We start from the raw sequence: 25,026 nt of genomic DNA, 5'->3' as shown, positions 1-25,026 counted from the left end.
ACCAGCCGTCCGACGAGGAGCCTGACATGACAAGACCTTCGTGGTGCACCGTCGCCGGCGTCGTCGCGGCCGCGCTCGCCCTCGTCGTGATCACGACGGGGGCTGCGGCCGCGGTCCCGGATCGGGCTCGTCCGGGTGGCGAGTCCGGTCTGCCGGTCGCGGGACGTGCCTCGGGCGGCGGTCCACATCTGCGTGATGCCGTGTTGAGTGCTCGTTCGTCTGAGATCAACCCCGCCGTTCTCGGCAGCACGTTCATGTGGGCACAGAACTCGCGTCGTCACCCTCGTCACTTCGACACGTTCCTGAAGGTCTCAGGGTCGTCCAGGCAGAGACTGAACATCGCAGGCACCGAATCATTCAGCGGCGGCATCTTCGGGGATGATCTCGTGTTCCAGGTCAAGCGAAAGAGCCGTTCCGACCTTCGGATGTTCGACCTGGCGTCTGAGCAGTTCGTGCCGACGCCGGCCGGCGTGAACACCGAACGGTGGGAATGGGCCCCGACGATCTCGGCCGATCATCTGCTGTTTGGGCGCATCGGTCGCACCTCCCGGGTGATCCTGTTCGATCGGTCGAGCGGGGCACAGATCCAGCTCGCAGAGAGCTCCCGATTCCTTCGCTCAGGGCAAGTCGCAGGGAACTACGCGGTGTACGAACGCTGCGGCGCCCGGAGTTGCGATGTCTACCGCTACGACATCGCCGCCGAAACCCGAACCGTGATCCCCCGTCCCTCGAACGTGCGTTGGCAGTACACACCTGCGGTCGATCCGGACGGAACCGTGTACTTCTTCCGCAGCGCGACCGGATGTGGGAACAACGTCCGTCTGCTCGCGCAACCGCTGATCGGCCCGGCCGTCCCGCTGCTTCAACTTCCGGACGGTCGTGAAGCGTTCGACGCCTACGTCGACGCTTCAGGCTCCGACCCCGTCGTGTACTTCGATCGAGTCAACTGCAGGACGGACAACTTCGACATCCACTCGCTCGTCGTGCAGCCCTGAGGGCGACTCAACCGGGTGGCGGTGGAGCGGCGGGCGGTGGGGGGGACCCCGGTGATGCGGCCGGACCACCGCCTGAGGGCGGCTCCCCGCCCGGGGGGCGATTCGCGCCGCTGCCGGTGTTGCCGTAACTGACCCCCGGTCCTTCCTGCGTGAAGTTCACCTGGGGCACGCCCCCCTCGCGGATCGACTCCTCGACCTCGAAGTACTCCTCGACGTGGAACTTGAACGCGTTCGCGATCACGTTCGAGGGAACCGACTGCACACGCTCGTTGTACTGCCGAACGTTCGCGTTGTAGAAGCGGCGCGACGTCTGCAGGCGGTCCTCGGTGTTCGCGAGCTCGGCCTGCAGGGAGAGGAAGTTCTGATTCGCCTTCAGATCGGGGTAGGCCTCGGCGACCGCCAACAGCTGCCGGAGCGCGGCGATCAGCGGTCCCTCGGCAGCGGCCTGTTCGGCCGGCGAACCGCCCGCGGCCGTCGCGGCGGCGCGCGCCTGCGTGACGGCCTCGAACGTCCCGCGCTCGTGCTGCGCGTATCCCTTGACCGTCTCGACGAGGTTCGGGATCAGGTCGTAGCGGCGCTGGAGCTCGGTCGAGATGTTCGACCACGCGTCCTTGATCAGGTTGCGCTGCGAGACGAACCGGTTGTAGCTGACGACCCCCCACAGGAGGAGGAGCACCGCCAGCCCGAGCACGATCCAGACCACGATCACCGTGGGTTCCTTTCGTCGATTGCCCGACAGCCTAGCCCGAGCCCGAGAGACCGTACAGGCGCGGTCAGGCGGTCGCAGTGACCGGTCGGAACACCAGCTCGCCGTCCTCCACCGCGACGTTCACGGTGTCGCCGTCGGTGATCGTGCCCGAGAGCAGCTCCATCGCGAGCTTGTCCTGGACCTCGCGCTGGATCACGCGCTTCAGCGGGCGCGCGCCGAACGCGGGATCGTAGCCACGGTTCGCCAGGAGCTCCTTCGCTTCGTCGCTCACGGCCAGCGTGAGCTTGCGTTCGTCAAGGCGCAGCTGGAGCAGCTCCAGCTGGAGACCCACGATCTCGGCGATCTGTTCGCGATCGAGCGGCTGGAAGACGAGGATCTCGTCGATCCGGTTCACGAACTCGGGCCGCAGGCTCGCACGGACCTCGTCGAGTACCTTCGAGCGCCTGTCCTCGGGCGTGAGCTGCGGGTCGTCGTAGACGTAGCTCCCGATGTTGGAGGTCATGATGATGATCGTGTTCCGGAAGTCGACCGTGCGACCCTGGCCATCGGTCAGTCGCCCGTCGTCCAGCAGTTGGAGCAACACGTTGAACGCGTCGGCATGCGCCTTCTCCACCTCGTCGAGCAGCACGACCGAATACGGACGGCGTCGCACCGCCTCGGTGAGCTGTCCGCCTGCCTCGTAGCCCACGTAGCCCGGCGGTGCGCCGATCAGCCGCGAGACCGTGTGCCGTTCCTGGTACTCGCTCATGTCGATGCGGATCATCGCCCGCTCGTCGTCGAACAGGAACTCCGCGAGCGCGCGTGCCAGTTCGGTCTTGCCGACACCGGTCGGCCCCAGGAACAGGAACGAACCGATCGGCCGGTGCGGGTCGCTGAGCCCCGCGCGGGAACGCCGGATCGCGTTCGCGACGGCCTGGACGGCCTCGGCCTGGTCGACCATCCGATCGTGGATCGCGTCCTCGAGGTGGACCAGCTTGGCCATCTCCCCCTGCATCAGCCGAGCGACCGGGATGCCCGTCCAGGTCGAGACGACTTCGGCGATGTCTTCCTCGTCGACCTCCTCCTTCAGCATCTTGCGCTCGGCCTGCACCTCGTCCAGCTTCGCGTTCTCCTCCTCGAGCTGCGCGTCGAGCTCGACGAGGCGTCCGTACCGCAGCTCGGCAGCGCGTTCGAGGTCGCCGTCGCGCTCGGCCCGCTCCGCTTCGCCGCGCACCTCCTCGAGCTGGGTCTTCAGGGCACGGATCGCGTCGATCCGTTCCTTCTCCTGTTGCCAGTGCGTCTGCATCGAGGCGAACCGTTCTTGCAGGTCGGCGAGCTCCTTCTCGATCTTGTCGAGCCGGTCCTTCGAGGCCTCATCGGTCTCCTTGCGCAGCGCGGCGCGCTCGATCTCGAGCTGCTTCACCCGCCGGTCGACCTCGTCGATCTCGATCGGCATCGAATCGATCTCGATCCGCAACCGGCTCGCCGCCTCGTCGACCAGGTCGATCGCCTTGTCGGGCAGGAACCGCCCGGTGATGTAGCGATCGGACAGGACCGCGGCCGCGACGAGGGCGGCGTCCTGGATTCGCACACCGTGGTGGACCTCGTACCGCTCCTTCAGTCCGCGCAGGATCCCGATCGTGTCCTCAACACTCGGCTCGGCGACGAGCACCGGCTGGAACCGCCGCTCGAGGGCGGGGTCCTTCTCGATGTGTTGGCGGTACTCGTCGAGGGTCGTCGCGCCGATCGCGCGCAGTTCGCCACGGGCGAGCATCGGCTTGAGCATGTTGCCGGCGTCCATCGCGCCCTCGGCGGCGCCGGCGCCGACGATCGTGTGCAGCTCGTCGATGAACGTGATGATCTCGCCCTCGGACTCGGCGATCTCCTCGAGGACCGCCTTCAGCCGCTCCTCGAACTCGCCCCGGTATTTCGCGCCCGCGAGCATCGAACCGAGGTCGAGCGCGACGACCCGCTTGTTCTTCAGTCCCTCGGGAACATCACCGGCGACGATCCGCTGCGCGAGCCCCTCGACGATCGCCGTCTTTCCGACGCCGGGCTCGCCGATCAGCACCGGGTTGTTCTTCGTCTTGCGCGAAAGGACCTGGATCACCCTCCGGACCTCGTCGTCGCGGCCGATCACCGGATCGAGTTTGCCCGATCGCGCCGCGTCGGTGAGATCGCGCGCGTACTTCTCGAGGGTCTGATAGGTGTCCTCGGGATTCTGCGAGGTCACGCGCCGGTTGCCGCGCACCTGCTCGAGGGCGGCCATCGTGGCCTCGCGATCGATACCGGCCTCGGAGAGCAAACGGGCGGAGGTCCCGTCGCTTCCCAGCATCGCGAGGAACAGGTGCTCGGTGGAGACGTACTCGTCCCCGAGTGCCGAGGCCTCCTCGAAGGCACGTTCGAGGATCGAAATGGCCGCGGGCGACAGGCGCGCTTCGGCCGCGGCGCCGGGCTGGAACACCTTCGGCAGCCGATCCTGGGCCTCGGCCACCTGATCGCGCAGGCGGCGTGGCACGACATCGAGGGTGTGCAGCAACGGGTACACGACCCCGTCGGGATCGGAGAGCAGGGCGAAGAGCACGTGCTCGGGTTCGATCGCCTGCTGCGAGCGGGCGACCGCCTGCTGGCGCGCGGCTTCGAGCGCGGCCTGTGACTTCAGTGTCAGCTTGTTCGGATCCATCTCACGGCTCGCGTAGCGACGTATGCAGCCACGTTCGTAGCGGCACGATCTCTCCGGATCCACCCTCGCGCTCGCGCCGTTCGCGCTGGCGCTCGAGCTCGCGTTGCATCTGCGCCGCGGCGCGCTGCAGTTGGGCCAGCTGCTCGCGCATCTGCATGATCATCCTCACTCCGGCGAGGTTGATGCCTTCCTCCTGGGTCAACGCCTGGATCATCCGCAGCCGCGCGATATCCGCGTCGGAATAGCGGCGTGTGTTCCCCGCCGTGCGCTTCGGCGCCACCAATCCCTTGCGCTCGTAGATCCGCAGCGTCTGCGGATGGACCCCCGCGAGCTCCGCCGCGACGCTGATGATGTAGACGGCGCGCTCCTGCTCGTCGGACGGCGCACTGCGCACGTACCGGGGGCGCCGGTCGCGGGACTCGTTGATGCGCTCGTCGCTCATGCCGCTCCCTTTCCGTCACTCACACGCCCAGGTGCTCGCGCGGCGACTCCTTCCGTTCGTCTCGGAGTTGGCTGAGCAGGTCTTTCTCCTTCTTGCTCAGCTTGGTCGGGACATCGACCTTGGCCGTGACCATCAGGTCGCCGGTGCCGCCTCCCTGCATCGGTGCGCCCTTGCCCTTGATGCGGAACGTGCTCCCAGACTGGGTCCCCGACGGAACCTTCAGCGTGACCGCCCCGTTCAGCGTGGGAACGGGAACGTTCGCACCGAGAGCGGCCTCCTCGTAGGTGAGTGGCAGCTCGAGTGTGAGGTTGTTCCCCTTGCGCCCGAACATGCGATGAGAACGCACGCGCACGCGCACGAACAGGTCGCCGGGTACGCCGCCCGCGGGGCCGGGCTCACCTCGACCCTTCAGCCGGATCGTGGCGCCGTCCTTCACGGCCGCCGGGATCTTCACCGAGAAGCTCCGCGTCTTGCGGACGGCGCCCTGTCCCTTGCACTTCGTGCAGGGGTGCTCGATCCGAACGCCGCGACCGCCGCACTCGGGGCACGGCTGCGCCATCTGGAACAGCCCCTGACTCACGTTGACCTGACCGGCACCGCCACACGTCGGGCACGCGATCGGGCTCGTCCCGGGTTCGGCGCCCGACCCGTGGCAACGATCGCACTGGGCGGGACCGTCGATCCGCACCGGCACCGTGGTGCCGGCCATCGCATCGTCGAAGGGGATCGTGACCTCGGTCTCGAGATCGGCGCCGCGTCGCTGCGCCCGGCCACGGCCGGTTCGCCCAGCCCCGCGCCCGCGCCCACCGCCACCGAACAGGCCGGCGAACAGATCCGAGACGTCCCCGAAGTCGGCGGTGCCCTCGGTGCTCCACGGGATGTCCTCGGACCGAACACGTTGCCCCCCGCCGGGACCGCCGCCGGGGTAACCGCCCGCGCCGAAGCCGGCCGCCGCCATGTCGCGCACTCGGTCGTAGCGCGTGCGCGTCTCGGGGTCGGACAGGACATCGTTCGCGGACGAGATCTCCTTGAACCGTTCCTCGGCCGCCTTGTCGCCTTGGTTGCGATCCGGGTGGAACTTGCGCGCGAGCTTGCGATAGGCCTTCTTGATCTCGTCGGCCGAGGCGTTCTTGGGCACGCCGAGCACCTGGTAGTAGTCCTCGTCGAACCACTCCCTGCGTACCTCGTCCGCCATCGGTGTGTATCCCTTCTTACTCGCGCGTCACGCGCACCTGCGCGGGCCGCAGCACCTTGCCGTTCAGCCGGTAGCCCTGACGGAACACCTCCGTCACGACCGGTTCCGAATCGCCGTCGCCGGTCTGCATCAGAGCCTCGTGCTCGTTCGGATCGAAGAGCTTTCCCTCGGCCTCGATCCGCTCGAGACCCTCGCCCCGTAACGCGTCGATCAGCTTCGCGTACACCAGCTCGACGCCCTTGACGAACCGATCGGCGTCGGTCGCGTCGTCCTCCCCGACCGACAGCAACGCCAGGTCGAAGTCGTCGAGCACCTCGAGCAACCGCCGGACGAACGGCTCGGCCGCCATCTCGACCGCGCGCGTCTGCTCCTTCACGACGCGCTTGCGGTAGTTGTCGAAGTCGGCCTGCAGCCGCTGTGCCAGCTCGCGGTATTCCTGTGCCTGCCGGAGTGCGACCGCGAGCTCGTCGGGTTCCCCGGCGTCGTCGGGCTCGGGGGGATCCTGCGCGAGGGGTCCTGCGGCGGCGGGCACGTCGCCCGGACGGATCCGCCGCCGATCGGTCACCTTGACCCGCGGACGTTCCCGTTCGTCGCCCTCGGGCTCACCCACGTCGGTCACGACGCCTCGCCCTCGTCGACGATCTCGCCCTCGACCACGTCGCCCTCACCATCGGAAGGCGGCTGAGACGCGTCGCCCCCGTCCGCCGGCGCACCGGGAGCCTGCTGGCCCTCGGCCTGCGCGGCCTGTTGGATCGACGCTCCGGCCTGCTGCCACTTCTGCACCACGGTCTCCGAGGAGCTCTTGATCGCCTCGAGGTCGTCGCCCTTCAGGGCCTCCTTCAACTCGTCGTTCAGCTTCTTCAGCTCGTCGCGCTCGGACTCGGGGAGCTTGTCGCCCCACTCCTCGAGGCTCTTGTCGACCTGGTAGGCGACCTGGTCGGCTTGGTTGCGTGCCTCGGCGGCCTCGCGCCGTTCGTGATCCTCGGAGGCGAACTGCTCCGCGTCGGCGACCATCCGGTCGATCTCCTCCTTGCCCAGGGCCGTTCCACCGGTGATCGTCATCTGCTGTTCCTTGCCGGTGGCCAGGTCCTTCGCGCTCACGTTGACGATGCCGTTCGCGTCGATGTCGAAGGCGACCTCGATCTGCGGCATACCGCGCGGCGCGGGTGGGATCCCCATCAGGTGGAACTTCCCGAGCGAGCGCATCGCCGGGGAGTACACCGTCTCGGCCTCGCCCTGCAGGACGTGGATCTCGACCGTAGTCTGGTTGTCGTCGGCGGTCGTGAACGTCTCTGCCTTGCGGGTCGGGATCGTCGTATTGCGCTCGATCATCTTCTGGAAGATGCCGCCTTTCGTCTCGACACCGAGCGACAGAGGCGTGACGTCGAGCAACAGGATGTCCTTCACGTCGCCCTTCAGCACGCCCGCCTGGATCGCGGCGCCGACCGAGACGACCTCGTCGGGGTTGACCCCCTTGTGCGGCTCCTTGCCTCCGGTCAGCTCCTTCACCAGGGCGGTGATCATCGGCATGCGGGTGGAACCGCCCACCAGGATCACGTGATCGATGTTCGACACGGGCTTGCCCCAGTCGGCGATCGCCTGCTCGAAGGGAACGCGCGTGCGCTGCACGAGGTCCTCGGTCATCCGCTCGAACTCCGCGCGGGTGAGCTTCGTCTCGATGTGCAGTGGGCCTTCGGCGATGAACGGAAGGTTGATCGCGGCTTCGGTCACCTGCGACAACTCGGTCTTCGCCTTCTCCGCCGCCTCCTGCAGGCGCTGCATCGCCATGCGATCCGACGACAGGTCGATGCCGTGCTCATCGGAGAAGTTCTTCACGAGCCAATCGACGATCCGCTGATCCCAGTCGTCGCCACCGAGCTCGGTGTCGCCGTGCGTCGCCTTCACCTCGAAGACGCCGTCGCCGATCTCGAGCAGGGACACATCGAAGGTGCCGCCGCCGAGGTCGAAGACGAGGATCGTCTGGTCGTGCTGCTTGTCCAGCCCGTAGGCGAGCGCGGCCGCGGTCGGCTCGTTCACGATCCGCAACACCTCGAGGCCGGCGATCTGCCCGGCTTCCTTCGTCGCCTGACGCTGTGCGTCGTCGAAGTAGGCGGGAACGGTGATGACCGCCTCGGATACCGAGTCCGACAGGTAGGACTCGGCGTCGCGCTTCAGCTTGCCGAGGATCTGCGCGGACACCTCTTGCGGTGTCCACTTCTTCCCGTCGATGTCGACGGACCAGTCGCGTCCCATGTGCCGTTTGACCGACCGGATCGTGCGGTCGGGGTTCGTGATCGCCTGACGCTTGGCGACCTCGCCGACGAGGATCTCGCCGTTCTTGGAGAAACCGACCACCGACGGGGTGGTCCGGGCGCCCTCCGCGTTCGGGATCACGACAGGCTCGCCGGCCTCGAGTGTCGAGACCACCGAGTTCGTCGTTCCCAGGTCGATGCCCACAGCTCGTGCCATCGGTGCCTTCCTCTCTTGGGTGTCGGCTCGGACTGGATCGTGTGTTTCGAAGTTGACTGCGTGATGAGTCTAGAAGTTGAGTGTGAGGCTGTCAACTTGTCTCCCCTCACCTGTTGCACTCCATGGCATCAACAACTCACCTACCTGCGGATCGGGGGGTCCAACCGCCTGGGGGCTTCGGTCCCGCCCCACCCCTCCCGATGCTGACCGAAGAGCCGCCGGCAGGGGCCGGAGGGCGCTCCCCTCCGGCGTCGGCATCCGCGAGCCCTCCGCCTCCTGGGCCTCGGGCGCTGCGCCTGTCTCCGCACGGGAGGGGTCAAGCCCAAGGGCCGTTCGACCGAAAAGGAACTAGACCGAAAGTCCCTCGGAGAGGCAGGAACGTGCAGGAGACCCAGAGCCGGGACGTGCCCGGCGCAGGAAGCACCGACGCCTGCCGCAAGCTGGCGCGCCTGCTCGGCGCCGACGCGGTCGCGGCCGTCGGAGACGGCTCGGCGGCCCTCGAGGATGTGGTCGAAGGCCGGGCCGAGGGTCTGATCGTGTTCCCGATCGGCGAAGACATTGCCGGCGACGGGCGGTCCGCGCTCCCACCTGAGCTCGACGTGCTCGACACGATCCGCAGGGTCGTCCGCGAGCCCGAGTCGGAATTCGCCGATGTTCTCGCGGCGGCGGCCGAGCGACTCGGCGTCGAGGAGCTGATCTGTCTGTACGAGCGGGGCGGCCGGCTCCAGATCGACGGGGTCGGACCCGGTGACCGTCCCCGCACCGTGGCGCGCGGCGTGCGAGCCGAACTCGGCGCGCTCGATCGCTCCTCCCCCTTGACCGAGGCGACCGTCCACCAGCTCGGCGTCGTAACGGGTGCACGACTTCCCCATCTGGCGGGGGGGTTCGCCGCCTCCGATCGCGTCGAGCTGCTCCTGGCGGGGAGCGAACAGACGCCTCCGCACCCCGTCACGCTGGCGATCGTCGGTCGCGCGCTCATGGCCGCGCGCGAGGCGATGCAGGATCGCCGGCGCACCGCGACGAGCGGCTCCGCGGCCGAACGCGAGCGATGGGCCGCGCAGATCCACGACGGTGTGACCCAGGCCGTGACGGCTGCCTTCCTCGAGCTGCGCCGGCTCGGCGCTCGCGACGACCTCGATCCGCCGCTCGCCGACGCGGTCACCGAGGCAGCCACCGACGTGCGACGGACCCTGTTCGACCTGCGCGGGCTCCTGTTCGATCTCACGCGGTCCGAGCAGCTCGACGCGACGGCCGACGAACGTATTCGCGGCTACGTCCGCGGCGTCGCCGAGCGATGGAAGCTCCCGGTCGAAGCCACGATCGACGTCGACGACCTCGACGAGGTGGACGACGCCACGATCGAGGTCGCGCGACAGGTGATCCGCGAGGCGATCGCGAATACCGCGAAGCACGCCGACGCGAGCACGATCCGTGTCGCGCTGCGCACCGAACCAGGAACGTTCGTCGTCGAGATCCTCGACGACGGGAGGGGGTACGACCCAGCGTCGGTCCGGGATGCACCGGGCCACATGGGGCTCAGCTTGATCCGCGAGCGGGTCGCCGAAGCAGGCGGCACCTTCGGGATCGAGACCGCACCCGGGGCAGGCACCCGGGTGGTCGCGGGGTTGCCGACGGCACCCTCCCGGACGTAAGGAGACAACAGATGAAGGTCTTGATCGTCGACGACCATGCGCTCGTCCGTCGGGGGATGGCGCACGTGGTCCGCGAGTGCTTCCCCGACGCCGAGGTGGCCGAGTCCGGCGGGGCCGACGAGGCCGTCGCCGTGATGGAGCAGGGTGGGATCGAGGTCGCACTCGTCGACGTCCGGATGCCGGGCCTGGACGGACTCGAACTGCTCCGGACGCTGAAGGCCGGCTGGAGCGACGTCCCGGTGATCATGCTCTCGACCTACGACCAGGCGGTCTACGTGAAGCGCGCCCTCGCAGACGGGGCGGCCGGGTACCTGCTGAAGGATGCGACACCCGACGATCTCGGACAGGCGATCCGCGTCGCGCTCTCGGGCAGCGGCAACGTTCTGTCACCGAAGGTGATCCAGAACCTGTTCGAGGACGTCGAGGCGAGCGAAAGCGCAGACACCGCCCGCCAGGAGTACAACCTGACGAGCCGGGAGCGCGACATCCTCGGATTGCTGTCCGAAGGACGCAGCAACCGCGACATCGCGCAGACCCTGTACCTGTCGGAGAAGACGGTCAAGGCGCACCTCGCTGCCGTGTTCCGCAAGCTCGGCGTCACGAACCGCACGCAGGCCGCGATGGCCGCGGTCGCGATGGGGATCGGCCCCACGCACCACAAGGACTCAGAGGAGAACGGCGAGGACGGTCCGCGTCCCAAGGCCCAGCGCCGCTGACGCTGAGTAGCCTGGGAGGAAGACCGTGGTGGATGCAGACGACGGCCGTGCCGGAGGCGTGATGGGTCCCGCAGGGGACGGAGTCGACGCGTACGAGTCCGACTGGTACCGAAGCCTGAAGGCGCTCGCCGAGCGTCAGGCCGCGCTCGCCGGTGACGACGGGGACGACGGCGACGACGAGCAGCGGGACGCCTCTCCGATCGCAACCGAGGAACGACCTTCGGACGCGCCCGATGACGCAGACGACGACGCCGCGGTGATCGACCTCGGCCCCGACGACCCCGACGGAGACGCCGGCGCGGAAGCGGCCGACACCACCGCCGGGGCCCAAGCGGCCGACGAGGAGCCCCCAGAGACGCCCGCCTCGTCCCCACCCGAGCCCGACACGAAGCCGAAGGCCGGACGCAAGAAGAAGGCCGAAGCCACCTCGGAACCGGTCGCGGAGACCCCCGAACCCGAACCCGAACCCGAACCCGAACCCGAGCCGGAGCCCGAACCGGAACCGGAACCCGAACCGGAACCGGAACCCGAACCGGAACCCGAACCGGAGCCCGAACCGGAGCCCGAGGTCCCGCAGCCGTCGCTCGACGCGCCCGATCCGGACCTGCGACGGGAGGCGCTGGTCGCGCTCACCGATCGCGGCCTAGCGGCGTCCGATGTCGAACGGGTCCTCGCATTGGCGAAGGATCCCGACCAGCAGGTTCGGTCCCAGGCGTTGCAGGCGCTGGAGGCGCAAGCCGACCTGTTGCCCAACGCGTCGATCCAGCAAGCCCTCCAGGATCCCGACGACGATGTTCGCGCCCAGGCGGTCCGGCTCGCAGCGGCGCGTGGCGATCGCGATGTCGCGGCGCTGCTCCCCTTGCTCGGTGCGCGGCATTCCCCGGCCACCCAACGCGCCGCCCTCGAGGTGCTCCCGGACCTGGTCTCCCGGGGCGGGGGCCCCGACGACGAGCATCTGACGACGGCGCTGAACGCGGTCGCGCGCATGGACTCCAAGCCCGATCCGAGCGAGTCCGGTCCGCTCGCCGAACTCGCACGAGGCCTCGGGGTCGGGCACGTCACCGAACAACTCACGGCGACCGACGATCGGCGGCTGGGCGCGGCGCGCCTGCTGAGCCTCGAGGGCTCGGCCGCGGCAACGCGCGCGCTCGCCGAGCTCACCGCCGACCCGCTCGAGGAGATCCGGACCACGGCCGAGCTGGCAGCGAATCACATCGCCGAGCTCGACCGCGCCGCGGCTCCGCCGCCGCCACCGCCGCCAGCCGACGGCTCGTCGCAGGTGGAGCAGGCGGCCGAGAGCGAGATGATCACCGCGCTCGCGCGCGCTCTGGCCGACCCCGACGAGGGTGTCCGGCAACGCGCGACCGCGGCCCTGACCGATGTGGAACGAACGGTGATGGCGGAGTGGGTCGACGACGCCGCGCGTTCCGACGATCCCGAGCTGCCGCGGATCGCCGCCGAGGTCGCGCAGCTCCGCGGGCTGACCGAGTCGGCGCCCGTGCTGCTCGACCAGGGCGCGGCGCTGGCGGGGGAACGACAGGAACCGTTCCGGCGGGCGTTGTCCTCGATCCCGATCGAGACCGATCAGCTCGTGCGAGCGCTCGACGCCGTCGCCCAGGACCGCAAGCCCGCCGCGGTCGGGTTCCTCTGGGAGGTCGCCGGTCGCGCCGCACTCCCCGCGTTGGAACAGCGGCTCGGCGATCCCGACCCGGACGTTCGCACCGCCGTGCTCGATGTGCTCGCCACGTCCGGCGAGCCGAGCGGCGTCCAGGCTTCGATGCGTTCGCTCACCTCGGATTCGTCGCCGGTCGTCCGGGCCGCGGCGATCGGGGTCGTGGTGCGCGGATCCGCCGACGAACGGATCCAGGCGCTGTCGCAGGCGATCGCCGACCCCGATCCGTCGGTTCGGGCGGCGGCGGTCACCGCGCTTCCGGCCGGCGCGGGCCGCGCCGCGAGCGATCTGCTGACGCGCGCGCTCGACGATCTCGACGACCGCGTGTGGCGTGCCGCCCTCCCGCACCTGGCCTCGCTCGCGTCTGAGGACCTGGACACGGTGTGGGGTGCGTTGACCAAAGCCCGTCCCGAACAGCGCGCCGAGCTGATCGACGCGATGGCGCGGGCCGACGCCGTCCGCGTCGCCGACCTCGCGTTGCAGCACGCTCAGGCGCCCGACCCCGACGAACGCCGCCTCGCCGTGGCGCTCGCCGGACAGGGGGGGACGGAAGCGAGCGTGCAGGCATGCGTACAGGCCCTGCAGGACCCGGTCGCAGATGTGCGCCGTCAAGCAGCCGCCTCGCTCGGCCGGATCAAGAGCCCGCAGGCCGCCTCCGCACTCGGTGGTTCCTTGTCCGACCCCGATCCCTCCGTGCGCGAACAGGTCGTCCGTGCGCTCGGAGTGATCGACTCCGAAGCGGTGCTCGGGTTCCTCGTGCAGGCTCTGCAGGATCCGAGCAAGGACGTGCGCGAAACCGCGAGCCAGGTGTTGACCGAGTGGAGCTCACCCGCCGTCGCCCGGCGACTGGCCGGTGTCCTCGCGACGCCGGCGCTGCGCGATCAGGCGATCGACCTGCTGACGAAGATGGGAGCATCGGCGACCGAGCTCCTCGTCGACGTGTTGCTGCACTCGACCCCCGAGATGGTGCCCACGGTCGGTTCGCTGCTCGATCAGCTCGTCGGTGCGGACCACTTCGTCGAACGGCTGCACGCGATGGACCCCAAGCAGCGTCGACGTGCGATGACGGCGCTGGCCGCGATCGGCGGCCCGGCCGCTGTCGAGCACGCGCTCGCCGCACTCGGCGACCCCGACCAGCACGTGCGGACGGCCGCCGTCAAGGCGCTCGGCGCGCTTGGCGACCCGCGGACCGCCGAAGCCGTGGCACACGTCGCGGATTCCGACCCGATCCCCGAGGTCGCCGAGGCCGCGCGGGGCGTCTTGACGGCGCTGCGTCCCGCCTGACGGTCTCGAGCCGCCGCAGTCTCAACTCGAGAAGTCTCGGAAGAACCGGCTGGGCGTGGGACCACGCTGTCCCTGGTACTTCGATCCCGCCTCGGAGGAACCGTACGGGACGTCGGCCGGGGTCGTGAGCCGGAAGAACGAGATCTGCCCGATCTTCATCTTCGGGTAGATCGTGATGGGCAGGTTCGCCACGTTCGAGAGCTCGAGCGTGAGGTAGCCGTCCCAACCGGGGTCGACGTAGCCGGCCGTCGAGTGGATCAGCAGACCCAACCGGCCGAGCGAGGACTTCCCCTCCAGCCGGGCGACGAGATCGTCGGGCAGGGCGACGCGCTCGAGGGTCGAACCGAGGACGAACTCCCCGGGGTGCAGGATGAACGGCTCCTCGCCGGGGACCTCCACGAGCTCGGTGAGGTCGGGCATCTCGCGCTGCACGTCGATGTAGGGATAGCGCGAGTTCGCGAACACGCGGAACTGCGAGTCGACGTGCAGATCGACCGACGACGGCTGGATGCACGCCTCGTCGAGCGGGTCGATCACGACCCGTCCGGCGGCGAGCTCCTCGCGGATCGTGCGGTCGGAGAGGATCATCGGCGCGGATGCTACCCGTTCGCCGAAGTGGCGGCCGCGGAGCACGCGACCCAGCGATCGAGCACCGCCGACGCCCTGCCCTCGTCGATCGACGCGGCCGCGGCGACGATCCCCTCCGCGAGCGACGCGGCGACCCCGGCCACCTCGAGGGCGGCGCCCGCGTTCAGCATAACGACGTCGCGGGTCGGGCCGGGCGCGCCGGCCAGCACCTCACGCGCGATCTCGACGTTGCGATCAACGTCTCCACCGAGGAGTGCGTCGGGTGAGGCCTTCGCGAACCCGAGGTCGGTCGGATCGAGGGTGCGCTCGTGCAGGTTCCCGTCCACGACCTCGTACACGGTTGACAGTCCCGTCGTGGTCAGCTCGTCCAAGCCGTCCTCACCGCGGAACACCTTCGCCCGCACCCCGCGACGAGCGAGCACCTCGGCCACGAGCGGCAGCATCCGAGCGTCGGAGACCCCCACGACCTGAGCCCCGGGACGTGCGGGGTTCGTGAGCGGTCCGAGGAAGTTGAACGCCGTCGGGACGCGCAGCTCGCGCCGGATCCCCACCGCGTACGCGGTGGCGGGGTGGAACGCAGGAGCGAACATGAACCCGATGCCCGCCTCGGTCAGACAGCGCTGCACACCGGCCGCGTCGAGATCGATCCGCACACCGAGCGCCTCGAGCAGGTCGGCGGACCCGCAGTCCGACGTCGCGGCGCGGTTCCCGTGTTTGGCCACGGTCGCGCCGGCGCCGGCCGCCACGATCGCACCGACGGTCGAGATGTTGAAGGTGCCCGATCGGTCGCCTCCCGTTCCGCACGTGTCGACGACGACCAAGCCGGGGAGAGGATCGGGAGCGGTGACGGGGCTGGCGAACTCGAGCATCACGTCGGCGAACCCGGCGATCTCCTCGACCGATTCGCCCTTGGTGCGCAGCGCCATGAGCAACCCACCGACCTGGGCGGGCGTCGCATCGCCCTCCATGATCGCGCGCATCGCCTCGGCCGCTTCGTCGGCCGAGAGCGAAGCCCCCCCCGACACGCGTGCGAGCACGGAGGGCCAGAAGTCCGCGTCGTGTCGATCCGTCAGGGAGGCCATGAGGGACGGAAGGATAGCCGTCGATCGCGGATACCGCGAGGTCGGCAGCACGAGACCCGCAGGTCGTGGCCGGTCGGCTCCAGGGTCCGCGTCGCGCGAGCCGCGCTAGAATCGCGGCTCGACACGCTCCGCAAGGAGCGTCCTGCGGGTGTAGTTCAATGGCAGAATGCGAGCTTCCCAAGCTCGAGACGGGGGTCCGATTCCCCTCACCCGCTCCACACGACTGGGTCGATCAGGCTGGTGCAGGTGGTGGCGGGGGCGGAGGTACCGGGGCCGCTCCGGGGGCGCCGGGTGCGGACGGTCCCCGATAGGTGGAGTCCCCCCACGCCAGGACCGGGAAGAAGATGATCGGGATCAGCAGCAGACCGATCGCGAAACCGGCTCCGTGGCCGAAGCTCTTCGATAGATCCACGAGCACGATGATGTGCACGACGATGTTCACGATCGGGATCAGGTAGAGGATCAACCACCAGCCAGGCCGGCCGACGATCTCGAGCAACACCCAGATGTTGTAGATGGGGATGATCGCGGCCCATCCCGGGCGTCCCGCCTTCGTGAAGACGACCCAGAGCGACGCCAGGTACACGACCAAGACGATCGCGTAGATCAACCAGAAGGTAAAACCGAGACCGCCCCAGCCATCCGTGCTCTGCGCGAGCATCGTCATCCCCCCGTGTCAGCCCGGTCGGGCCTCTCGGCGATGGTTCCACGCGGGAGAGACCCCCTCAAGCACCCGTGGCGTGCCGTGCGGGACGGCGTGCGGGTGGATCGGCGCTCGGGCACAGATCCTGGAGGGGACACACGGTGCAGCGGGGCGTTCCCGCCTTGCAGATCTCGCGGCCCAGGCGGATCAAGCCGACGTGGAGCGGCACCCGGGAGCCCTCCGGAACCAGCTCGTGCAGCAGTCGATCTGCCGCCTCGGCGCTCGTCTTCGGACCGATCAACCCGAGCCGGCGTGTCACGCGATGAACGTGGGTGTCGACCGGCAACGCGTCGCGGCCGAGCGCGAACGAGAGCACCACGGCCGCGGTCTTGGGGCCCACACCCGGGAGCGACGTGAGGTAGTCGCGGATCTCACCGTCGCTCGCGTCGGCGGTCCACGAGAGATCCCAGGAACCCTCGCGGTCGTGGATCTCACGCAGGATCGCCTGGATACGCGGCGCCTTCGTGTCCGCCAGACCTCCCGACCGGATCGCATCGGCGAGCGCGGCGGACGGAGCCGCCAGGACCCGGTCCCACGTCGGGTAGCGCTCGCGCAGTGCACCGAACGCCCGCTCGGCGTTCAGGTCGCTCGTGTGCTGGGAGAGGACCGTGAGTACGAGCTCCTCGAGCGGATCGACGCGCCGGGGTGGCTCCAACGCGCCGAACCGCTTGCGCAGACGTCCGAGGATCGTGCGCAGCCGGCGCCGTTCTGCGGCCGGGAGCGGAGCTTCGGAGGCGGACGCGCGAGCCACGTGCGCACGATAGCCGCGTCCTTGCGAGGGTCGCCCGCTACGGTCCCGGCGCGTAGTTGCGGAACTGGGTGAGGTTCGGCAGGAAGGCGAGCCGGATCGTGTCGGTCGGCCCGTTGCGGTGCTTGGCCACGATCAGGTCGGCCGTTCCCTTCGTCGTCACGTCCGAGTCGTCCCGGTGGATGAACATCACCACGTCTGCGTCCTGTTCGATCGCTCCACTGTTATGTGAAATGACAGAATCTGCCAACCAGCTGGACAGTCCCGGAACCGTAAGGTCGAACACTTCCTGCTCTTCGAGCACATCGTCGACCGCCACGACACGATCCCAGAACAGATCATCGGATGCTATCTCTTGTAGCAATGAACTCCCGAGGACCTCCGACCACTCCTTCACGAGCGTCCGGGACGGTGAGAACCCCGTCGCGAACCCTCCGAAGCTCATCCCCCGGCGTTCGGCCACCTGCCGCGGAGTGAGGCCGGCGGCTTCCATCTCTTCGGTCAACAACCCGAACACCGCGGGAGGAATCGTGTCGACGTTCGTACCCGACTGGACGGGCCCGAGGCGTAGCCCGAGCCGATGCGCGACGTCGACGCGCGGTCCGACCGCCCCGACGACGTCCAAGAACCGACGCTGCGGTTCGGCTCCGGAAACCACCACCGTGTACCACGCGCTGCCACGCTGACGCACGCGGGCGATCCTGCCGACGATTCCCAACCGCAGCAGGAGCGCTCCCACATCGGAGGCCAGACCTGCGCTGGCGGTCGCGAAGGAGACCGAGTGACTGCCCCTGGTTCCGGGCGGCCGGACGAAGATGCATCCGTCGGTCGCCCACAGGTGGCGCAACAACAGAGCGATCTGCCGGTCCGACAGGCGGAACGCGGATCCGGGTACCCGCTTCACGTGGGAACGCTGGCCGAAGATGCCGAGCTCGCGCAGCCACGCGTTCACACCCTTGGGATACCAGCGGTTGCCGTTCCCGCTGATCAACAATTGGTGCCAGGCTCCCCGTCCCGCGTATCGTGTCACGCGCGATCCCAGCGACCGGGCACCGTCCGCGACGACCCGGCTGTTCTCCTCGGAGGCGGTCGTGTAGCGCATCGGCTGGCCGGAGAGGTAACTGCCGTCGCCGATCAGCTGACCGAGGAGAGCGACGTGCTCGTCGGACCACACGACCGGATCCGCTGGCTCCGGCACGGTCCGTGCGATCGCCAGCCGATCGCCAACCGACACGTTGCCCGCACGGACCCATCCGTCCGCGCCGTAGAGCCGGTGCTTGGACGTACAGCGGATCGCCCGGCCGCTGGCCAACCGGACCGTCCGGACCGAACGGCGTCCGACCCGCCAGACACGGTCGCTCCGCGCCGTCACGATCCGTCCGTCGGGAGCCATCGCAAGGACCTCTGGAGTGGTGCCGACGAGACCCTCGATCGGTACCCGCCGGCCGTCTGCCATCTGCACGAGGGTGTCGCCGGTCACACACTCCCGCAAGTCGGAGAGCTGAGGACGCTTGTCCTGGCGGCGCTCCGGGTCGCGGTTGAGCTGGGAGACCGCGATCACCGGGATCCGCAGCTCCTTCGCGAGGAGCTTCAGGCTGCGGCTGATCTCGGCGATCTCCTGCTGGCGGTTGTCGATGCGCCGGTTCGGCGAGGACATCAGCTGCAGGTAGTCGACGATGATCAGCCCGAGGCCGGACTTGCGGGTCGCGAGTCGCCGCGCCCGAGCGCGGATGTCGACGATCGTCACGTTGCCTGCGTCGACGATCGACAGGGGGGCTTCGTGTAGGTTCTCCGCCGCACGGACGATGTTCTGCCAGTCTTCGGCGCCGACGCGCTTGTTGCGGATTCGGTCCCAGGGAACACGCGCCTCACCACACAGCAGCCGCATGCCGATCTCCCAGCGCGACATCTCGAGCGAGAAGATCGCGGTCGGTGCGTGCGCGTCGACCGAGACGTTGCGGGCGAGGTTCGTCACGAACGAGGACTTGCCGACGCCCGGTCGCGCCGCGACGACGATCAGGTTTCCGGGCTGCAGGCCCGACATGAGGGAGTCGAGATCGCGGAACCCCGTGGGAACTCCGGCGAACTGCTCGTCCCGGTTCTGGATCGACTCCAGGTCGACCATCGCTTGATCGATCAGATCGCGGACGTGGGCGACCTGATCCTTGTCCTCACGGCGAGCGACGTCGTAGATCCGCTGCTCGGCCTCGTCGGCAACCCCTTCGGGATCGTCGGGACTCGAGTAGCCCAGCTCCATGATGTCGGCGGCCGCCGAGATCAACCGGCGCAGCAGCGCGGACTGGGCGACGATGCGTGCGTAGTGCGCCGCCCCCGCCGGGGTCGGCACCTGATCGACGAGGTCGCGGACGTACAGCGGGCCGCCGATCTGGTCGAGATCGCCCCGGCGCTTAAGCTCCTCGGTGACCGTGATCACGTCGACGGGCTCGCCGTGCGCGTAGATCCCGCGGATCGCGTCGTAAACGGTGCGGTGCGCGCTGCGGTAGAAGTCGTCGGGGTGGAGTTCCTCGACGGCGTCGGCGATCGCCTCGGACGAGAGCATCATGGCCCCGAGGACCGACTGCTCGGCCTCGAGGTTCTGGGGCGGCACGCGCTCGGGACGCAGGCGGGTGACGTCGTCAGCGGTTCGAGCCACGCGCACTCCCCCCTTCGGCCGAGCGATGCGACGGCCGGTCCGACGCTGATGACCGCGTGAGGCTAGCGGCGCCGGCGCGGGTGGCGCATCGGAGAACGCTGGGGAAATCCAACCGCGCCGGTCGGGTGTCGAAGTTTCCTGTCACTCCAGCCTCCACCAGGGTCGACGGATGTGGGAAACCCTGTGGAGACATGTGAATCACATGGGTGTGACATACCCGTGCGCGTCGTTGGCCGGATCGACGCCCGGGTCTGGACCGGGTCTACCAGAACCGCAGGCCCTTGCGGCCCTTCCCCTTGTCCGCGCCCGCGTCCGGCGACTCCGTCGGGGCCGGTGCCACCTGCTCGGACTCCTCGTTCAGGGTCGCTCCGTCCGATGTAGGCATGGACCCGGACCTGGGGTCGGGGCCCGGGGCATCTTCCTGCAATGCGGCGAACTCCTGCTCGATCGATGCTCCGAACGGCTCGGCAGGGTCTCCGTTCGAGGCCCGGACGACCGGCGCGGCCGCCCCGGCTCCAGGCGATGGAGCAGCTCCCTGCGGTTGCGCGGGGACCCCGGTCGGTTCGACCACCTGCGTCCCCATCGTCGTGCCGTTCGGAACGGCGGGAACCGCGGCCTCGACGGGAGCGACTCCCGGCGCGACGCTCGCGTACGCCACCTCGCCAGAGCTCGCTGTGGACGCCGTCGCCGGGCCCGGTGACCCTGCGGAAGGTCCGGTTCCCGGAACGGCGGGCGTGTCGTCGACGGGCTCGCTCGCCGGGTCGAGCTCGGCGAGCAACCGACGCGCGCGAGCCGCACGGACGGACGCACCCTTGCGGGAGAAGGCTCGGAGTGCTCTGCGGACGAGGGGCATCGCTTCGTTCCTGCGCCCGGAGAGGCGGAGCACCTCGGCGAGCTCGATCAGTGCGGTCGCCCGCAGTTCCACGGCGTCGGTTTGATCGGCGAGCCGAACGGCCTCGCGCGCCAGCGCGTTGGCCTGCGCGAGGTTCCCGCCGTGGGCCAGGGCCCGGGCCCGCGCCGTCCGCCACCGGACGCGGGTCGTCACGTCGTGCGGAGCGCCGCCTTGCTCGGCGACCTCGGTGAGCCGGACGGCCTCCCCGTAGTTCCCGGCATCCTCCAGAACGTGGGCCAGGGTCGCGGCGATCCGCGCGGCTGCCGCCCCATCACCCGCGCGCTCCGCGATCTCGAGCCCCTCGCGCAGCGTCACCTGCGCGCCCTCGACGTCGCCGGTCAGCAGCTGCACCGCGCCCGAGCGTTCGGCGCGGAGTGCGAACTCGCGTTCCAAGCCGAGGTCGGCCGCGATCGACGCCGCCCGTTCGTCCGCCGCCCGTGCCTCGTCCGGATGTCCCCGATCCGCGTGCACCGTCGCAAGCACGCCCAGCGCCTCCTGCGCGACCGGGCGAAGTTCGTCGCCGACGCGATCGACGATCGACGCGAGCCGTGCCGCGACCTCGTCCAGCGGGGCCGGGCCCTCGCCGAGCGCGCGCGCCAGGTCGCGCAGCGCGGCGGCCTCCTCGCGTTTGCGGCCGGCGCGACGGGCCGCCTCGGCCGCCCGCCCTGCCGCTGCGGCGTAAGCGGACGCATGGCCCCGGCACAGGCTGACGTACGCGGAGAGGGACCACGCCCACGCGAGGCCCCAGTCATCACCGAGGTCACGGAACACGACCACACTGCGGTCCGCTCGCCGGCGCGCGTTCTCGAGGGCGCGGTGATCCTGCCCGCCGGCGGCGGCCAGCCGGGCACGGAGGATCTTCGCCCGCCACTCGACCGCGCGCTCCCCCGCCGCGCGCGCGGCGTGGGCGGTCTCGGTCAACAGCGCATCGGCGCGCGGCAGCTGATCGAGGTCGGCCAACGCGATCGCTGCGCGCAGCAACAGCTCCGGTCGGTGCGGATCGTCGCGCGCAACCAGGGACGCCGCGCGCTGGGCGAGTTGGAACGCTCCCTGCGCGTCGCCGAGTTGGCCTGCGCGTTCGCCGGCACCCTCCAGGTGGGCGGCAGCGCTGCGCGCGGCCTCCACCACGTGCGCGTCGGATCCGTTCGCACTCGCGGTGCGGTAGGCGCGCTCGAGGTGCGCCCCGAGGAGCTCATCGAATCGGTCGGAGCGATCGCCGGCCGCCACCACGAGCCAGGAGGCGATCGCCGCATGCACCTGCGCACGAACCACTCCCGTCGCCCCGCGAACGGCCGCGTCGCGCACGAAGGGGTGGTGGAACCGGACGATGTCATCGCCCGGGACGTCGGTGGATCGAAGCAGCTGCTTGTGGCGCAAGGCCGCGACATGATCGCCCGCCGCGAGCCGGAGCTCGTCGGGAACAGCTGCGAGCACCGCGTCCCACCGCGGTCGCTCGCCGACGACGGCGATCCGTTCGAGGACGGTTCGCTCCTCCGTCGTGATCCCCTGCAATCGGGCGTCGAGCAGCGCGGCGACGTTGGGTGGCGTGGGCATCGCCGACAGGTCCGTCGTCGGCAGCCATCGCCCCTCGTCCCACCGCAGCAGTCCTTCCTCGATCAGCATGCATGTCAGCTGCTCGATCAGGAACGGATTCCCCCCCGTCGCGGTCGCCACGCGCTGCTGGGCGCGCTCGCCGAGCGCGGTACGCCCCACGAGCTGCTCGAGCAGTTCCGCCACGGTCCCGCCGTCGAGCGGCTCGAGGGTGATCGCCGCGACGATGTTCTCCTCCGCGGTGCCGTGCAGGGGATCCGAGCGTCCCGTGGCGAGAAGCAGCATCGGCGCGCTCATGCGGTCGGCGACCGATCGGAGCAACCGCGCGAACGAGGGATCCGTTCCGTCCGCGTCGTCGACGAGTAGGACGATCGGGCGTTCGCTCGCGATCACCTCGAGGAGCCTGCGCAGCGCCCACGGCGTCTCCTCCTCGAGCGCGCGGCCTCCGGGCAACGCGAGCATGTGCGCGAGCCGCTCGATGACGACGGAAGCATCGTGCGCGCCGGATAGGACCCGTTCCAGGTCCGCCCGGGCATCGTCGACGCCGTCGCCGAGGACGACCCCGATCGCTTGTTCGATCAGCTCGGCGACCGGCCACGCGGCTCCGCCCTCGGCGGCGTCACGGCACCGAACACGGATCGCCGTCGCATCGTGCGAGGACTCGGCCCACGCGATCAGCGCTTCCGCGAGTCGCGACTTGCCGATCCCGGGACTCCCGACCACGGTCACCGCGACGCACGAACGGCTCTCGACCGCTCGCTCGAACAGCTCGCGAAGTGCGACCCGCTCCGCATCCCGTCCGACGAGTGGCGCTCGTGGCGTCGGCGCCTGTCCCGCGCCTGCCTCGACGACCCGTACGAGGCGCATGGGGACCTCGGCCTCTTCGTCATCGACGCCTGCATCCACGAGATCGTCGGCGTGCCCCAGATCGTCGGCGTCCCCCGGGGTGGCTGCGTCTTCGTCGCGTTCCCGGTTCTCGTCGTTCTCGTCGCCACCTTCGCCGTGATCGTCATCCTCGTCCTCGAGCGCGCTCTCGAGCGCTTCCAACGGATCGGCCTCGTCCGGGTCGGCGAGGGTCGCTCCCTCCTCGGCGTCGTCCGAGGCCGGGTCGGGCACGTCGTCGGGAACCGTCCCCTCGGTGTCGGCATCCGCTCGCTCGGCGACCGCCGGGGCGTCGCTCGGCGTCGGCGTCGTCGTCGGCTCGGCCTCGACCGAGGCGGGACCGGCGCGTCGATGCGCCTCGGGGCCGAGCAGAACCTCCCCGGGCTCGGCTCGCTCGGCGAGCGCCACCGCGTTCTCGAGAGGAACCTCGCTCACATCGGTGGTCACGGTCTGTTCGATCGTCACGGAGATGCGTCCCGTTGCCGGCGCGAGAGACCCGCCGGAGACGCGCGTCTCGCTCTCGCGGGCGAGCGCGTCGCGCACCTCTTCGGCGGCTCGGGCCGCCCGAAGCGCGCCGTCCCCGTGAGTGGGATGGAGCCCGAACACCGCGGCCGATCCTCCCTCCACCGCGATCGTGGCGCCACCGTGTCGTTGCAGCGTCGCTCGGATCCGAACCTCCGCGCGTCGGCGGGCGCGTTCCGCCCCGTCCCCGGTCGCGTCGAGGAGCACCGCGACCACGGCGACCGCACGCGGTTCGGGCGCCGCGGGCGGCTCGAGGTCGACGCCGTCGGGCAGCTCGATCCCACAGCTCGAGCAGAAGCGCGCCGGCTCAGGGTTGGGCGTCCCGCAGGACGGGCAGTCGCTCACGGAGCCGGTGGGCGCGCCTCCGGTCTCGATCTGCTTTCCGGGTTGGCTCATCGAGCTCCCTCGCCCGCGTAGGCCGACTCGGTCGCGCCGACGTTGGACTCGGCCGAGGCGGCGGTCAGAGCCAAGCCGAAGTCGTGCGGGTTCGTGGCGACGGCGCGCGCGTCCTCCTCGGACACGAGGCCCTCGGTGACGAGCGTCAGCAGGTGTTGATCGAAGGTCTGCATCCCGTCGAAGGCGCTGTCCGCGATCACATCCGTGAGCTCACCGGTCGCCTCCGGGTCGAGGATCCGGTCGGTGACGCGCCCGGTGTTGGACAGCACCTCCACGGCGGGGACGCGCCCCGATCCGTCCAACCGCTCGAGCAGTCGCTGCGACACGATGCCCCGCAACGCCCCTGCGAACGAGGCGCGCACCTGTTGATGCTGCTTCGCGGGGAACAGCTCGAGGATGCGCGCGAGCGTCTCCGCGGCGTCGATCGTGTGCATCGTCGAGAAGACGAGATGACCGGTCTGCGCGGCCTGGATCGCCGCCATCGCCGAGTCGCCGTCGCGGATCTCCCCGAGGAAGATCACATCGGGGTCCTGGCGGAGCACATGGCGCAGCCCCGCGGCGTACGAGTGCGTGTCCGGACCGATCTCGCGCTGGCGGACGACGGACAGGTCGTCGTTGTGCACGACCTCGATCGGATCCTCGATCGTGACGATGTGCGCGCGGCGGGTGCGATTCACGAAACCGATCATCGAAGCGATCGTCGTCGTCTTGCCGGCGCCGGTCGGCCCCGTGACGAGCACGAGCCCGCGCCTCGCCTCGGCGAAGCTCTGGATCACGGCCGGCAGGTGGAGTTCCTCGAACGTGAGCCCCTCACCGCTGACCCAGCGGATCGCCAGCCCCACCGTCCCCCGATCGCGGAGCACGTTCACGCGGAACCGACCCACGCCCTCGAGCGTGTAGGCGAAGTCGCACTCTTTCGTGTCGGCGAACTCTGCGGCTTTGTGCTGCGGCATCAGGTCCTCGGCCGCGGCGCGCGTGTCGTTCGGCTCCAGGACCGGGAACGGCGCGGGCAGCAGCTCTCCGTCCACGCGGATGAACGGGACGTTGCCGGCCGACAGATGCAGGTCGCTGGCGCGGCGTTCCACGGCGTAGCTGAGCAGATCGGTTACGTCCATGCAGGTCGTTCCCTCACGGAAGGGCTCCTAGGAGGACTTTCGGCCTCCCGTGCTCAGGCTTGAGGCTTCGGCCGCCCGGGTGACGACCGGATGCGTCC

Annotated in this window: 17 protein-coding genes and 1 tRNA gene; 5 read left to right on the top strand and 13 right to left on the bottom strand. The window is 69.7% G+C overall.

All coding sequences use genetic code 11. The features are described from left to right. Positions 1-26: 26 nt before the first annotated feature. The gene (locus WEF05_04500) at positions 27-995 is read left to right on the top strand and encodes a hypothetical protein (GenBank protein MEX1101157.1); all 969 of its coding nucleotides are present in this window, start codon (positions 27-29) and stop codon (positions 993-995) included. 7 nt (positions 996-1,002) lie between these two features. Here WEF05_04500 and WEF05_04495 read toward each other — a convergent pair whose 3' ends face one another. From WEF05_04495 to dnaK, 6 genes are all read right to left on the bottom strand, one after another. Further along, a complete protein-coding gene (locus tag WEF05_04495) occupies positions 1,003-1,704 on the bottom strand; it encodes a LemA family protein (GenBank protein ID MEX1101156.1) in 702 nt (233 codons plus the stop codon). 64 nt (positions 1,705-1,768) lie between these two features. Next, positions 1,769-4,366, bottom strand: a complete 2,598-nt coding sequence (clpB, locus tag WEF05_04490; GenBank protein MEX1101155.1) for an ATP-dependent chaperone ClpB — start codon at positions 4,364-4,366, stop codon at positions 1,769-1,771. Position 4,367: 1 nt separating this feature from the next. After that, positions 4,368-4,808 carry a helix-turn-helix transcriptional regulator gene (locus WEF05_04485; protein ID MEX1101154.1) on the bottom strand — a complete coding sequence of 147 codons (441 nt, stop codon included), beginning with the start codon at positions 4,806-4,808 and terminating at the stop codon, positions 4,368-4,370. Positions 4,809-4,827: 19 nt separating this feature from the next. Further along, positions 4,828-6,003 (bottom strand): molecular chaperone DnaJ, encoded by a 1,176-nt coding sequence (dnaJ, locus tag WEF05_04480; protein MEX1101153.1) that lies wholly within the window; start codon positions 6,001-6,003, stop codon positions 4,828-4,830. A 16-nt stretch (positions 6,004-6,019) separates the two neighbouring features. Then, positions 6,020-6,622: a nucleotide exchange factor GrpE gene (locus WEF05_04475; GenBank protein MEX1101152.1), complete on the bottom strand. Its 603-nt coding sequence runs from the start codon at positions 6,620-6,622 to the stop codon at positions 6,020-6,022. After that, a complete protein-coding gene (dnaK, locus tag WEF05_04470; protein ID MEX1101151.1) occupies positions 6,619-8,472 on the bottom strand; it encodes a molecular chaperone DnaK in 1,854 nt (617 codons plus the stop codon). Before dnaK ends, WEF05_04475 begins: the two co-directional genes overlap by 4 nt. Before the next feature lie 380 nt (positions 8,473-8,852). Between dnaK and WEF05_04465 the strand changes: the two genes are divergently transcribed. The 3 genes from WEF05_04465 to WEF05_04455 are packed head-to-tail and all read left to right on the top strand — an operon-like array spanning position 8,853 to position 13,796. Next, positions 8,853-10,124 (top strand): ATP-binding protein, encoded by a 1,272-nt coding sequence (locus tag WEF05_04465; GenBank protein ID MEX1101150.1) that lies wholly within the window; start codon positions 8,853-8,855, stop codon positions 10,122-10,124. Positions 10,125-10,135: 11 nt separating this feature from the next. Continuing rightward, entirely contained in the window at positions 10,136-10,840 is a 705-nt protein-coding gene (locus tag WEF05_04460) for a response regulator transcription factor (protein ID MEX1101149.1), read from the top strand. A 28-nt stretch (positions 10,841-10,868) separates the two neighbouring features. Next, positions 10,869-13,796, top strand: a complete 2,928-nt coding sequence (locus WEF05_04455) for a HEAT repeat domain-containing protein (protein MEX1101148.1) — start codon at positions 10,869-10,871, stop codon at positions 13,794-13,796. A gap of 21 nt (positions 13,797-13,817) precedes the next feature. On the opposite strand, the gene dcd is transcribed toward WEF05_04455, so the two are convergent. Continuing rightward, positions 13,818-14,384 carry a dCTP deaminase gene (gene dcd / locus WEF05_04450; GenBank protein ID MEX1101147.1) on the bottom strand — a complete coding sequence of 189 codons (567 nt, stop codon included), beginning with the start codon at positions 14,382-14,384 and terminating at the stop codon, positions 13,818-13,820. 11 nt (positions 14,385-14,395) lie between these two features. Continuing rightward, the gene (gene trpD / locus WEF05_04445) at positions 14,396-15,466 is read right to left on the bottom strand and encodes an anthranilate phosphoribosyltransferase (GenBank protein ID MEX1101146.1); all 1,071 of its coding nucleotides are present in this window, start codon (positions 15,464-15,466) and stop codon (positions 14,396-14,398) included. 144 nt (positions 15,467-15,610) lie between these two features. On the opposite strand from trpD, the gene WEF05_04440 reads away from it, so the two are divergent. Continuing rightward, positions 15,611-15,684 (top strand) — tRNA-Gly (locus WEF05_04440). A 14-nt stretch (positions 15,685-15,698) separates the two neighbouring features. Here the strand turns inward: WEF05_04440 and WEF05_04435 are convergent. The 5 genes from WEF05_04435 to WEF05_04415 all read right to left on the bottom strand — a co-directional run bounded on the left by WEF05_04435 (position 15,699) and on the right by WEF05_04415 (position 24,928). Next, the gene (locus WEF05_04435; protein ID MEX1101145.1) at positions 15,699-16,127 is read right to left on the bottom strand and encodes a DUF5684 domain-containing protein; all 429 of its coding nucleotides are present in this window, start codon (positions 16,125-16,127) and stop codon (positions 15,699-15,701) included. Positions 16,128-16,191: 64 nt separating this feature from the next. Further along, a complete protein-coding gene (gene nth, locus WEF05_04430; GenBank protein ID MEX1101144.1) occupies positions 16,192-16,920 on the bottom strand; it encodes an endonuclease III in 729 nt (242 codons plus the stop codon). Between the two features lie 37 nt (positions 16,921-16,957). Further along, positions 16,958-19,570, bottom strand: a complete 2,613-nt coding sequence (locus tag WEF05_04425; GenBank protein ID MEX1101143.1) for a replicative DNA helicase — start codon at positions 19,568-19,570, stop codon at positions 16,958-16,960. A gap of 262 nt (positions 19,571-19,832) precedes the next feature. Beyond that, complete coding sequence (locus tag WEF05_04420; GenBank protein MEX1101142.1) at positions 19,833-23,813, bottom strand: AAA family ATPase; 3,981 nt, start codon at positions 23,811-23,813, stop codon at positions 19,833-19,835. Beyond that, positions 23,810-24,928 (bottom strand): PilT/PilU family type 4a pilus ATPase, encoded by a 1,119-nt coding sequence (locus WEF05_04415; GenBank protein ID MEX1101141.1) that lies wholly within the window; start codon positions 24,926-24,928, stop codon positions 23,810-23,812. The genes WEF05_04420 and WEF05_04415 overlap by 4 nt, the downstream gene beginning before the upstream one ends. Between the last annotated feature and the right edge of the window lie 98 nt (positions 24,929-25,026).

This window comes from Actinomycetota bacterium (assembly GCA_040881665.1).
GTDB lineage: Bacteria > Actinomycetota > UBA4738 > UBA4738 > HRBIN12 > JBBDWR01.
Note: the sequence above shows the minus strand (reverse complement) of the source record. Positions and strands in the feature narration are given on the sequence as shown.